General features: G+C 35.0%; 11 protein-coding genes and 1 tRNA gene. 9 read left to right on the top strand and 3 right to left on the bottom strand.

The window, feature by feature from the left end; all coding sequences use genetic code 11:
• Positions 1–9: 9 nt before the first annotated feature.
• Both J7604_RS11010 and J7604_RS11005 read left to right on the top strand, forming a co-directional pair.
• Positions 10–549, top strand: a complete 540-nt coding sequence (locus J7604_RS11010) for a hypothetical protein (protein ID WP_293895556.1) — start codon at positions 10–12, stop codon at positions 547–549.
• A 104-nt stretch (positions 550–653) separates the two neighbouring features.
• The gene (locus J7604_RS11005; protein ID WP_293895553.1) at positions 654–1295 is read left to right on the top strand and encodes a class I SAM-dependent methyltransferase; all 642 of its coding nucleotides are present in this window, start codon (positions 654–656) and stop codon (positions 1293–1295) included.
• A 46-nt stretch (positions 1296–1341) separates the two neighbouring features.
• Here J7604_RS11005 and J7604_RS11000 read toward each other — a convergent pair whose 3' ends face one another.
• Together J7604_RS11000 and J7604_RS10995 are read right to left on the bottom strand one after the other, a co-directional pair.
• Positions 1342–1776, bottom strand: coding sequence for a hypothetical protein (locus J7604_RS11000; protein WP_293895550.1), 435 nt, complete (start codon positions 1774–1776; stop codon positions 1342–1344).
• Positions 1777–1848: 72 nt separating this feature from the next.
• Positions 1849–2088: a hypothetical protein gene (locus tag J7604_RS10995; protein WP_293895547.1), complete on the bottom strand. Its 240-nt coding sequence runs from the start codon at positions 2086–2088 to the stop codon at positions 1849–1851.
• 146 nt (positions 2089–2234) lie between these two features.
• On the opposite strand from J7604_RS10995, the gene J7604_RS10990 reads away from it, so the two are divergent.
• Positions 2235–2308: transfer RNA gene (locus J7604_RS10990), tRNA-Pro, on the top strand.
• Between the two features lie 45 nt (positions 2309–2353).
• Here J7604_RS10990 and J7604_RS10985 read toward each other — a convergent pair.
• Entirely contained in the window at positions 2354–2683 is a 330-nt protein-coding gene (locus tag J7604_RS10985; RefSeq protein WP_293895544.1) for a tetratricopeptide repeat protein, read from the bottom strand.
• A 78-nt stretch (positions 2684–2761) separates the two neighbouring features.
• On the opposite strand from J7604_RS10985, the gene J7604_RS10980 reads away from it, so the two are divergent.
• The 6 genes from J7604_RS10980 (at position 2762) to J7604_RS10955 (ending at position 12903) form a co-directional block, all read left to right on the top strand.
• Complete coding sequence (locus J7604_RS10980; RefSeq protein ID WP_293895541.1) at positions 2762–3499, top strand: electron transfer flavoprotein subunit beta/FixA family protein; 738 nt, start codon at positions 2762–2764, stop codon at positions 3497–3499.
• Positions 3500–3541: 42 nt separating this feature from the next.
• Positions 3542–4507, top strand: a complete 966-nt coding sequence (locus J7604_RS10975; protein ID WP_293895538.1) for an electron transfer flavoprotein subunit alpha/FixB family protein — start codon at positions 3542–3544, stop codon at positions 4505–4507.
• Between the two features lie 6 nt (positions 4508–4513).
• A complete protein-coding gene (locus J7604_RS10970; protein WP_293895535.1) occupies positions 4514–5122 on the top strand; it encodes a bifunctional nuclease family protein in 609 nt (202 codons plus the stop codon).
• Between the two features lie 341 nt (positions 5123–5463).
• Positions 5464–9432: a PA14 domain-containing protein gene (locus tag J7604_RS10965; RefSeq protein ID WP_293895532.1), complete on the top strand. Its 3969-nt coding sequence runs from the start codon at positions 5464–5466 to the stop codon at positions 9430–9432.
• Between the two features lie 451 nt (positions 9433–9883).
• Positions 9884–10405, top strand: coding sequence for a hypothetical protein (locus J7604_RS10960; RefSeq protein ID WP_293895529.1), 522 nt, complete (start codon positions 9884–9886; stop codon positions 10403–10405).
• Between the two features lie 83 nt (positions 10406–10488).
• Positions 10489–12903 carry a TonB-dependent receptor gene (locus J7604_RS10955; protein WP_293895526.1) on the top strand — a complete coding sequence of 805 codons (2415 nt, stop codon included), beginning with the start codon at positions 10489–10491 and terminating at the stop codon, positions 12901–12903.
• The last annotated feature ends 7 nt before the right edge of the window (positions 12904–12910 follow it).

The following is a 12910-nucleotide window of genomic DNA, read 5'->3' as shown; positions in this document are numbered from 1 at the left end:
ACAAGGTTCATGAAATTTATATCCCATCAGGAAATAAACCCCGTCATTTGTGGATATTACATTCACCCATTGGACCTTGAAATTCCAAAAGATAAAGAGCTGTTTGTTAAAATTATTAAATGTCTCTTCAAACCGGGCGATGAAATTTATTTCATCGCATATGGAAAAGAAAATAATGATTTTGACTTCGATTTAATTCGGGAACAATTTTACGAATTTGGAGATATCAAAGAAGTTGAGCTGGAAAGGGTGGACGATATAGCTTGCTTGTGCAGGATACCTTATGAGAAAGAAAGGCATCGTTTAATTTTTGCCCTTTGGTCATTTTTTAAATCACTTCGTTTTTTTAATCCATTGCCAGATCTGGATTGGAATACGTTTTCCTCTTATGACTGCAATTTATTTGAATCAGATCCTGAAGGCAGAAAAATGTTTGCTTTTAACTTCATGAATTACCTTTGCATTAAAGGATCCGGTGGTGAAAGTATGATGATCAATTATAAAAAGGAATATGCTATTCCTGATATCCATCAATTAATAGGAATTTGATATTATGATGTTGAACTTTAAGTCGTATGAATTTATTTTTTAATTGGTTATATTAGCCAATATATTGTTTAGTCTTTTTATAAAATTTATCATTTTCTGATTTCATGTACTCAAATAAGGAACTTTCACAAAAACTCAAAGCCAATCTCCCTCAAACAAATTTTATTGATACATTGAAGATCGCCTACAGGCCTTACATTTGTCCTTTTGACGAACTATTAATGTTAATTGAGAAAGAAAAGAAAGTCTTTGATATTGGATGCGGATCAGGAATGTTTTTGACTTTGGTAGCAGAATATAACGCTCCTGCAAAAATTGGAGGCATCGAAATTGCTGAAGGATTGGTTAAAAATGCAATTGACCTATTAAAGCCATATAATGTACCATTCTTTCTAAGCAAGTTTGATGGAATAAACTTACCTGAAGAAATTAGAGAATATGATTACATATTTTTAATTGATGTTTTTCATCATGTACCAAAGGAAAATCAGAAAGAATTTGTGAGAAGGATTTATGATATTATGAAGCCTGGAGCTAAGCTTATTTTCAAAGATATTGATGCTTCTCAAAAGATTCTGGTTTTATTTAATAAGTTACACGATCTGGTACTTTCCAAAGAAATTGGGAATGAGATCGGAGCTGCCGAAGCCCAGAACCTTCTTGAAAGAAATGGATTAAAAATTCAAAGTTCAAAATATATTAGAACTTTATGGTATCCGCATTATTTAATCATTTGTGAAAAATAATCTTCTCATTTAAACAAAAATACTTATTCCGATATTTTAATCATTATTATTCCTTCTTTGTATAAGAAGAGATTTGTTGCATTAGATAAGAATAGAGTTCCTTTATTTCTGAAGGTGCATCTTTGCTACCGCTTCCCCATACAAATCTGTATGTTTTTCCATCTTTCTCAATTTCTATAAAATGAAAAAGATTTCCGGGTTTATTATATTTTAATGATTCAACCTTTACCTTTCTAAGCTCTTTATTAATATTCTTAATATCATTTTTATTCAGTGTTCCGATTTTTTCCTGAGACTTGCTTTCATGAAAGCCTTCTGTCGAGTAGATTTCTCCATCCTCAGTAAAGCCATAAGTTTTTTCCATACCAGTAAATCCGCCTCCACTGCCAAACTCCACTGTGTTATACATTAACTTTTTTGAACCTGAACAGGCAAATGAGCAAAGTAAAAGCGAGGAAATTATAATTCTGGTAAATGTCATATCTAACAATCGATTTTTAAAAATTAAATTCTGGCTAAAAATAAAAAATGCCTGATTAAACAGGCATTAAAATTACTTATATTTTTTCTTGAATTGCTTTTCTTGTTTAGCGAGCTTACTCTTTTTCTTTTCAAGTTTTATTTTGTCGCTATACATATCATCCTGGTGTCTTAGTTTTTTACGCTCTTTTTTCAGTTTCTTAACTTCTTTTCCAGGACCAGCAAGGCTGATGTGATTGTCAGCAGCCATAAGTGAAGATGCAGAAGATAGAGAAATCATTGCAGCTGCTGCCATTACAAACAGTTTTTTCATAGCTTTTAATTTTTGATGAATAATCATTAATTGTTGGATACTAGACTAAACCGGTAATCAAAAAAAATAGTTCCTATCTGATATTTCTGTAGTCAGGATACTCTTTTGTTCAGTGATATTTTTATCTATCTTTGCAAAAAAATATTCGGGGTGTAGCGCAGCCTGGTAGCGTACTTGTATGGGGTGCAAGGGGTCGTGGGTTCAAATCCCGCCACCCCGACGAATATAGAAAAATAGCCGGTCCTTTGGAGTGCCGGCTATTTTTTTAGTCTTCTGAAATCTCGTCCAGAAACTGATTGTAAGCAGATCTCAATTCCTGATTAGCTTTCATATCCTTAGCTTTAAGGGTAATTTCCAAGCCTTTCTTATAAATCTCTTCGGCCTTTTCAAATTGACCTAATTTAAAGAATAGGTTGGCAGCATGATAATAAGTCCCTGTGTAATCCTCATGATTGTCCAGAAGGATAGAAAAATAATTTACTGATTTTTGAACATCACTTTTGAGATACTCTGTAGCTAATGCATATATGGTAAATGGATCGTTTGGGTCTTCCTTATAATATTGCAAGAGTAATTCAAGCCTTGAAATATTCATTAATTTTTATTTTTATTGGTGAAATATGTAACTTCATCGCAAATTTATAGTTTATTAGAACGAATTAAACATATTTTTATGAAGATATTAGTTTGTATCAGTAACGTTCCGGACACCACTTCCAAAATATCATTCACAGATAACAATACAAAATTAAATACTTCGGGCATTCAGTTTATAATAGGACCATATGATGAATATGCCCTATCAAGAGCTATAGAGCTGAAAGAAGCTGCCGGAGGTACTGTTACAGTTTTGAATGTAGGGGAAGCCGATACAGAGCCTACCATAAGAAAAGCTCTGGCAATAGGTGCTGATGATGCAATCAGAGTCAATGCATTTCCAAAAGACGCGTTCTATGTTGCAAGTCAGATAGCGGCTATTGCTAAATCTGAAAATTACGATTTAATACTAATGGGAAGAGAATCTATTGATTATAATAGTGGTCTTGTCCATGGTTTAGTTGGAGAATTGCTCGGAATCCCTTCAGTATCTCCAGTTATGAAACTGGACGTTGAGGGCGGAAAGGCTGTAATGTCTAGGGAGATTGAAGGAGGAAAAGAAATTGTTGAGGCGTCTCTTCCTTTGGTTGCTGGCTGCCAGGAGCCTATCGCAGAATGGAAGATTCCAAATATGAGAGGAATTATGTCTGCACGGACAAAACCCTTGAAAGTTGTTGAACCTGCTAGTGTAACTGATAATATAAAGTTGCTGAATTATGAATTGCCCGCTCCCAAAGGTGCTTGCAAAATGATTGATGCATCAACTCCTGAAAAGCTTTTTGATTTGTTGAAAAACGAAGCAAAAGTTCTTTAATTAAATAAAATCTAATTTTTAAATCATTAACTAAATTTATATATGTCAGTTTTAGTTTTTGTAGAAGGCGCAGGTGGAGAGATAAAAAAATCTTCTCTAGAGGCTGTAGGATATGCTTCAGCTCTTGCCAAAAAAATCAATACACAGGCAGTCGCATTAGTTATTGGAAATTATTCCGATGACCAAATAAACTCACTGGGTAAATTCGGTGCTTCAAAAGTTTTATCCTGCAAAAATGATAAGCTTTCTCAGCCTTTACCCATGCCATATGCTTCTGTAATCGCTGAAGCTGCAAAAAAGGAAAATGCAGATACTATTATCCTTTCTAGATCTTCTGTAGTAGATGCAATTGCTTCCAGATTAGCACTTAAGCTTGGAGCAGGAATTGTAACTAACGTTGTTGATCTTCCCGATCTTTCTTCCGGATTTAAAGTAAAAAAATCGATTTATACCGGTAAAGCTTTTGCTTTTTATGATTTAACATCACCTAAGAAAGTAATTACAATATCAAAAAATGCATTTTCAGCCATAGAGGGTAGTGGCTCTGCTACAGTTGAGGCTTTTGATCCTCAATTAGCTGATAGCGATTTCAAAGTACAGATAAAGGAAACTCAAAAGGCAACCGGTGATGTTTTATTAACTGAAGCTGATATAGTTGTATCCGGAGGAAGAGGCCTGAAAGGTCCTGAAAACTGGAACCTGGTGATAGACCTTGCAAAAGCTCTGGGAGCGGCAACAGGTTGTTCCAAGCCAGTATCTGATCTTGACTGGAGACCTCACCATGAACATGTTGGTCAAACAGGTGTAAAGGTAAGTCCAAATTTGTATATTGCATTAGGAATCTCGGGAGCAATTCAGCATCTTGCAGGTGTGAATTCCTCAAAAGTGATCGTCGTGGTTAACAAAGATCCTGAAGCGCCGTTTTTCAAAGCAGCAGATTATGGTATTGTGGGCGATGTTTTCGAGGTAGTGCCTAAATTAATTGAAGCTGCCAAGGCATTAAAATAAAAAAAAGTGGATAAGATCAAGTTAGAAATATTAGGTCTCTCTTCGAGCCAGTCTCAATCTGGCTCTTTTGCATTAGTATTAGGTGAAGAAAGTGGTAACAGACGGTTACCAATTATAATCGGTATGTTTGAAGCACAAGCGATTGCCATAGAAATTGAAAAGATTGTGCCCAACAGACCAATGACGCATGATCTCTTTAAATCGTTTGCACTCGGATTTAATTTCACAGTTGATGAAATCGTAATCTCAGACCTAAAGGAAGGAGTTTTCTTTGCTAAAATAGTTTGTACCGATGGTATTAAATCAATTGAGATAGATGCCAGACCTTCTGATGCTATTGCCATAGGCTTGCGATTCGAAGTTCCTATCTATACTTATGAAAATATTCTTTCTGAAGCTGGAATTGTTCTTAGCGACCTTAGTGAAGAAGAATCAGGTGTAAAACCAGAAAAAGAAAAGAAGGAAGAAACGAAAAAAGCAGAACCGAAAAATCTTTCTGATCAAATTAAAGATACTTCATCTGATCAGCTAAAAGTTATGCTTGATGAGGCTTTAATGAAAGAAGATTACGAAAAAGCTGCTCGTATTCGTGACGAGTTAAATAAAAGAAATTAACAAGAACCGGAGTAACCCTCCGGTTTTTTATTTTGAAAGCTACCTTTTTTAATTTTTATTCAAATTTAAGACTCCCGCATTGTCTTGAGGTAGTTTTATCTAATCGATTTTGTTATTACTCCCTTTGAGAAAGTAGACTTCAAATTAACTTTAAATCATTTTTTTAGATTACAGTTTCATGTTTTAGCAAACTGTAATCATGGTGAGGATAATTTGATTCGATTTTTAAACCCTTTGATTCAAATTTTAAATCTCAATAAAATATCCAAGTATATCTATGTATAATTACAAATTGTTTACTTTCACTATTCAATTTGGTAGTATTAAACATGATAGATAATATGAAATTAACTCTACAAAACCTTCTACTTATCTTTATCCTTGTTGTGCTTTCTTCCAATTATTCTTTTTCTCAAAATGAAGAAGAGGAAAATGAAGAGATGCCTGAATTTATGGAAATGCGAAAACCTAATTTCCATAAAATACAAAAAAGAGCAGATCGGTATTTCAGACGAAAGAAGCTTAGAGAAAAAGATGATATTTTTTCCAGAGATTCATTTGCTTCTGAAAATATAATGGGTGGAAGAGAAGAAGACAACGAATACCATAGATATAAAAGATGGGAATGGTTCTGGAGAGCCAGAGTTGATCCGGATGGAAGTTTTCCTGATCCCTTAAAATCATTTGAAGTTTATAAGCGGATGCAAGGTCACATCAAGCGATCTAAGAATGCAACAGCTCAGTGGACAAGCATCGGGATGAAAACTAATAGCGGAGGCTATTGGGGCTTAGGACAGGCAAGGTCGGTAGCAGTGTTTCCTGGTAACCCAAGTATTTATTATGTCACTACTGTTGGTGGTGGTATTTGGAAAACTACTAATGGTGGAACATCCTACACTCCGGTAGGTGATGGTTTACCTCAATTATTTTGTGGAACTGTGCTTGTAGATAATCAAGATGCCAATATAGTTTATGTAAATATTGGTGGAACCGGGGAGTGGTGGCTTCCTGGATTGGGAGTTTATAAGTCTACAGATGGCGGTCTTACATGGGCTGCTACTGGTCTGACAGGTACGAGGGCAAATGGTATTAATGTAAAGAAAATGGCAATAAGTCCTTCCAATTCGCAAGTCATTTTGGCTGCAACCAATAAAGGTCTTTATAGAACAACCAATGGTGGAACAACCTGGACTGTTGTCAGGACAGGAGAACATGGAGAGGTTGTATTTCGTCCCGGAGATGGAAATACAATATATGCAGCATCCGATGATTACTATAATGGAAGTGAAATCTTACGTTCTGTTGATGGTGGTATCACATGGACGAGGGTAACCAGTTTGGGGAAAACCAAAACAAGAATTTGGATCGCAGTTTCCGCTTCTGATAAGGAGTTTGTAGCTGCTGTTTTTAAGACAGACGGATCTACAAAAGACTTATATGTTTCAAATGACAGAGGTAATTCTTTTACCTACAAATCGAATACAATGCCGGATGCAGATATTTTTTATGTCTCTCAGGTAGATAAAAATATAATGTATGGTGCTGCGGTTACGATGAAACAATCCAAAGATGGTGGAAATACCTGGACCGAAATTACTAATTGGTGTTGTGGCAATGATGCGGTAAGAACTGAGGTACACGCAGATTTTCATGGAGCCACGCACAATCCTTCTAATCTTGCTGAATTAGTTTTTTGTAATGATGGTGGTGTCTATAAATTTAATGAATCAACTAAGAAATGGACAAACCTCTCTAATGGCTTGGTGATTACAATGTATTATCGTATTTCATCAGCTCAAACCAATAATTTGATGGTCTCTGGTGCTACGCAGGACAATGGCGGGAATGCCAGGCTTTCTAACGGAAGCTGGCGAAATACTGCAGGAGGCGATGCAACCATGAGTATCATTGATCCAACCAATGAAAATATTCAATATGCATCCTATATTAATGGTGATGGTATTGTGAAAACTACTAATGCATGGAATAATACCGTTGCATTGACTGATGCTTTAAGAAATGCCGGAGCTGTTGGTGGCGATTGGGCTACACCATTTGAAATAGACTTCACCAATCCGCAAATTCTAGTTGCAGGTTATCAGGATGTTCTCAGAAGTACTAATCGCGGTGACTCCTGGACTAAAATAAGTACTAACCTTACTGGAGGTGCTAATTTGCAACACATAACAATAGCCCCTAATGATGGCAAAACAATATATACTTCTAACGGAAGTAATTTTTATCGAACCTTTGATACAGGAGCTAACTGGACTAAAAAAGCCAGTCCAGCCGGAGATATAACAAGAATTTCCGTAAGTCCAACAGATGCTAAGACAGTTTATATAACCACAAATGGAGGAAACGGTAAACGCGTTTACAAGTCAATCAATGGTGGAGACAGTTGGACAAATATCACCCTTAATTTCCCCAATGATGTAAATGCAATTTGTATTGCCTATGAAAAAGGTACCAATGAAGGATTATATGTTGGATCACCAATTGGTGTATTTTATAAAAATGCTTCATTAAGTCAGTGGATCTATTATGGACAAGGACTTCCGAATACAGAGGTCAATGATATCAGCATTGCTTACGGAGCAAAGAAAGTAAGAGTAGGAACATGGGGAAGAGGGGTATGGGAATGTGATCTTTATTCAGATATAAAAGTGTACCGAGAACCTGAAAACCCGCTTAATGTAGTAAGTGGACTGAACTTTGATTATTATCAGAAAGGTTACGATATGCTTCCTGACTTTTCTCAGGAGACCCCTCTCTGGAAGGGCGGAGTAATTGGCACATTCAGTACGTCTTTTACACATACTCCAGATAGTTTTGCGGTAAAATACTATGGTTATATTGATGTACCCTCAGATGGAGAATATACCTTCTACACAAATTCAGATGATGGGACAAAACTTTATATAGGAAATCAACTGATCGTTGTAAATGATGGTATACATGGTATGACTGAGCAATCAGGGAGTATTCTCCTTAAAAAAGGAAAGCATGTTATTTCACTTGAATACTTTGAAAGAAATAATGGAGACGGTCTTGAGGTAAGTTACAGTGGTCCTGGTATTTCAAAGCAAATCATTCCTTCGAGCGTTCTTTACATGCCTTCGCTGCGTGATCCTGAAAATCCGACAGGTTTTGCAGTTAATGGATTAGATTACAAATATTATACAGGATCTTATACTACATTGCCTGATTTTAACTCGCTTGTTGTAAATAAATCCGGCCGTATCAATCAGTTTGACCTGAGCTTACCACAAAGAGCAACATCCAATATAGCTGTCAAATATGTGGGATATATTGATATTCCTACAGATGGTATATATACGTTTTATTCAAATTCAGATGACGGATCAAAGTTGTATATAGGAAATACTGCTATCATTACAAATGACGGAATCCACGGTATGATTGAAGTTCAGGGAAGTATAGGACTTAAAAAAGGAAAGCATGCCATTGCATTAGAGTATTTCCAGGGAACAGGTGGTATTGGACTTGAAGTGAGTTATTCAGGCCCTATGTTGACAAAAAGAATAATCCCTACATCATCCCTATTCAGAATTGTACCTCTCAGAACCCCGGAAAATCCAGTCTCTGTAATGAATGGGGTAAACTATAATCTTTATCCCGACTATGGGGGAAGCGTAATTCCTGATTTTACTACATTAGGAAATTCATCTCAAGCAGACCGAATAAATCAGATCAATCTGAACATAGGTGGCTTACCTGCGGATCATTATGCTATAAGATATACAGGATTTATTGAAGTGCCCGAAGATGGAGAATATACATTCTATATAAGCAGTGACGATGGAAGTAGATTTTTTATCGGTAATACAATGGTTGCCAATAATGATGGTTTACACACAACTGCAGAGCAAAGTGGTTATATAGGATTAAAAAAAGGTGTTCATGAATTTACTTTAGAATATTTTGAATATGATAATGGTCAGATACTTACAGTCAGTTATGAATCATCGAAAATAGCAAAGACAGTGATCCCTCCGTCTGCATTATATGCAGATGCTATTATAACTTCTTTAGCAAAATTAAATCGAAAAGGAAATATTGAAGTATTCCCAAGTCCATTTATAGACAAGCTAAATATAAAATCACAAAACAAGATTCAATCAGTAAAGCTTATAAGCAATGATGGTAAAACTGTTGAAGATGCTACTCTGATTGCTTCTCCATTTCAATATATAATTTCTGTCCCTGAAGAACTTCCATCCGGAGTTTATTTCGTTCAGGTTGAGATAAATGAAGAGTTGAATACAATTAAAGTATTGAAAAAATAAAGATGCTCCCCTAATTACCTATAAGACTCCATAAGTAATTAGGGGATTTTATTTATAAACAGTCTTTCATAACTCAAAGGTGAAAGCCATTTTCAAATCGTTATTTTATTTCCTTTTCTATTTTGCAGATTTGCTCGGAAACGGAAGATTTGACAATACTGCCCCATATGTAAGTATTGCATTGAAAAAGATAACCTTACTTTATATTGTCAGATTTTTAATATTGGTTTAGATGATAAATTTTTTTTAAAACATTATAAATTCAATATTGACTATATCTTTCATTATCAGCTGGTGATTATAAATACACAATTAATCTCATAGGATTTTAAATCCTAATGTATCTTTTGTTACCATGTATTTCTATAGAATCTTTTACTTTCGACTACTATAAATAAGTCCCATAGATAATAGGGGTTTGGTTTTATAAACAGTTTTTCTAAACTCAAAGGTGAGAGCTCTTGTCATATTCGTTATTCTATTTTCTTTTTCGTTTGCCGAATTAGTCGGATATCTGTATTGGGAGAACAGGAGATTTGAAGCCAAAGAAGATGCAATCTCTGCAATTGAAAGCAATAGTGAACCATTCGTGTGCATTGCTGTAAAAAAAGATAACTTTACCTCAGGCTGGAATAAGTCAAAGGAATTTTTACACAATGGAATGATGTATGATGTTGTTTCATCAGAGATCAATAAAGACAGTATTGTATTTTTGTGTTTTCAAGATATAAATGAAACCTGGATTGAAAGAGAAGTTGAGAAATGTATTAGTAATTTCTTTGGAAAGTCTGGGCAAAAGAAAAAGCATAATTTTTATGGTAAATATGCTGTTAAAAAGTTAATACAGGTTTTGGAAATTGGCTTAGAAGATAGAATTTTTTTAAAACATTATAAATTCAATATTGACTATATCTTTCATTATCAGCTGATGATTGTGAACGCTCCATTTGTACCTCCGGAGTTTAAATCCTAATGAATCTTTTATTATATGTACCTCAATAAAAGATATTATTTGTAACATCAGTAATTCTATTAAAAATTAAACATCACTCAATAATGAAAAGATTTTTACTCTTAAATCTTTTCCTTTGGGCTACTATTTCTATGTCTTTAGGGCAAGAAATGTTAAAAGGAAAAGTAATAGATAAACAAACTAAGTCTCCTTTATCCGGAGCAAATATTTTTGTTAAAGGCCAAACTGCAACTATGACTGATGAGCAGGGGCAATTTGAAATTGCGTGCAATGACTCTCTTAAGATTATTGCATCTTATATCGGTTATGAAGATTATCAGTTAAATGTAGTTGGTTGTCGCGAAGTTCTAATTGAATTGATTCAGTCAGCTTCACATTTGGAAGAAATTGAAATTTCAGCAACTTCCAATTCTAATAAAGCCATTCTGAATCAGCCTCAATCTATAGTTAAATTAAGTGAAATAGAATTGAAAAGAGGCACAGGACTTTTTCTTGATGATGCCATTAATACTAATGTACCGGGAGTATATATGGAACGAAGGACAGTATCTGCAGGTCAACAATTCAATATTAGAGGATATGGCAATGGCGCACGGGGAACTAATGGAATAAATAGCAATTTTGATACTCAAGGATCCAAGGTTTACCTTAATAATATTCCAATTACTGATGCAGAAGGAATCACGCTCATGGATGATATTGACTTTGGATCAGTGAGCAATGTGGAAGTTATCAAAGGTCCTTCCGGATCTTTATATGGATTGGCAATTGCAGGAGTGGTAAACCTTCAAACTAGAAAAGCAGAGAAAGGAAAAACGTCTGTCAGCCAGAATGCTATGATAGGGAGCTATGGATTGCAAAGGTATACGACCACGCTTGAAATAGGAGGAGAGAAATCTTCTTTAATGATCAATTATGGTAAGCAAAAATCGGATGGGTTCATGGCGCATACTGCTTCTCATAAGGATTTTGTTAATGTAATGGGAGATTTTAATATTAATGCGAGACAGGCAATAACTACATACTTTGGATATAGCAATAGTTACGATGAAAGAGGTGGAGAGCTTACTATTGCTCAATACAAAAATAAAGACTATTCCGGGAATCAGGTTTATATTAAAAATAATGCTCATTCGGAAATAATAAGCTTCAGAGCTGGCATCGGACATACCTATAAGATAAACAGAAATATTACTAATAATACTGCAGTTTTTGGTTCGGGGTTAAATAGCAATGCTAGTTCAGCAGGTGGATGGACCGATAAAAGACCTGTAAATTATGGATTACGTTCTACCTTAGATACCAGATTTTCGCTTGGTAGTAAATTCAGTTTATCAGGAATTACCGGAATTGAATTTCAAAGTCAGCAAGCTCAAACCATCGGTTATGGAATGGTTGCGGATAGTTTTAATCTGAAAGGATATAACATTATAGGAGCGCAAAGAAGCAATCAGTCAACAGTAACTTCGACTTCATCCATATTTTCAGAATGGACACTGACTTTACCACATGATGTATCATTGACTGCTGGTCTGGGCTGGAGTACCATGAATATAAAACTGGATGACAGAAATTATCTTGTTGCAAATAATAATCCGTCAAATACGAAAGTGAAACATGTACCGACCTCATACAAGGCTTCGTACATAGACATGGTTTCTCCTAGGTTTGCTGTTAATAAGGTGTTTAGCAAACAACTTTCTGTTTATGCTTCCTTTACCAAGGGATACAAAGCTCCTGTTAGCTCTTATTTTTATATACCAACAACTGGAGAGTTAAACCTCGGATTGAAACCTGAAATAGGAACTCAATATGAAATTGGTTCCAAAGGAAATTTACTGGACGAAAGATTGCAGTTCCAAATAGCTGCTTTTAACACTGTATTTTCCAATAAAATGACAACTGTTGCGGTTCAAAACCCGGCAAATACTGCCACTCTATACACCTATCTAGTAAATAGCGGAAGCCTTAACAATAAAGGCCTAGAAGTAACACTCATGTATACAGCATATAGGTCAAAGAATAGTACCTTTACTTCAATCCGTCCATTTGCTAATTTTACTTATTCTCATTTTAAGTATGATAATATCAAATATCAATCTGTAGCGAAAACCAAAGCTAACAAGGATAGCTTGGTAACTGTTGATTATAGCGGAAACGCAGTGGCAGGTGTTCCTCCGGTTACTTTAAATGCAGGAATTGATTTTCTTACAAAATATGGAGTTTATGGTAATATAAATTATTCATACAGAGATCAGATGCCTTTTACTTCTGATGGGAAAAATAAAACTTCAGGTTATAGTTTGTTGAATGCAAAAGTAGGATATCAACATAAATTTTTCGACCATTTGAATGTTGGAGTCTATATTGGAGCTAATAATATTACAAGTACACAGTACTATTATATGATTTTCCTCAATCAATTACCTGACGCTTATCTTCCAGCCCCTTATAAAATCAATTACTTCGGAGGCTTAAATCTTAATTATTCATTCTGATAAATTC

It is taken from the genome of Sporocytophaga sp. (genome assembly GCF_017745095.1).
In the GTDB taxonomy this organism is placed as follows: domain Bacteria; phylum Bacteroidota; class Bacteroidia; order Cytophagales; family Cytophagaceae; genus Sporocytophaga.
This window is presented reverse-complemented; position numbering and strand designations above follow the sequence as displayed.

Coding starts and splice junctions, on each gene's coding strand:
- J7604_RS11005 (WP_293895553.1), top strand. CDS start 654: ATGTACTCAAATAAGGAACTTTCACAAAAACTCAAAGCCAATCTCCCT.
- J7604_RS10965 (WP_293895532.1), top strand. CDS start 5,464: ATGAAATTAACTCTACAAAACCTTCTACTTATCTTTATCCTTGTTGTG.
- J7604_RS10955 (WP_293895526.1), top strand. CDS start 10,489: ATGAAAAGATTTTTACTCTTAAATCTTTTCCTTTGGGCTACTATTTCT.
- J7604_RS11010 (WP_293895556.1), top strand. CDS start 10: ATGAAATTTATATCCCATCAGGAAATAAACCCCGTCATTTGTGGATAT.
- J7604_RS10975 (WP_293895538.1), top strand. CDS start 3,542: ATGTCAGTTTTAGTTTTTGTAGAAGGCGCAGGTGGAGAGATAAAAAAA.
- J7604_RS10985 (WP_293895544.1), bottom strand. CDS start 2,683: ATGAATATTTCAAGGCTTGAATTACTCTTGCAATATTATAAGGAAGAC.
- J7604_RS11000 (WP_293895550.1), bottom strand. CDS start 1,776: ATGACATTTACCAGAATTATAATTTCCTCGCTTTTACTTTGCTCATTT.
- J7604_RS10980 (WP_293895541.1), top strand. CDS start 2,762: ATGAAGATATTAGTTTGTATCAGTAACGTTCCGGACACCACTTCCAAA.
- J7604_RS10995 (WP_293895547.1), bottom strand. CDS start 2,088: ATGAAAAAACTGTTTGTAATGGCAGCAGCTGCAATGATTTCTCTATCT.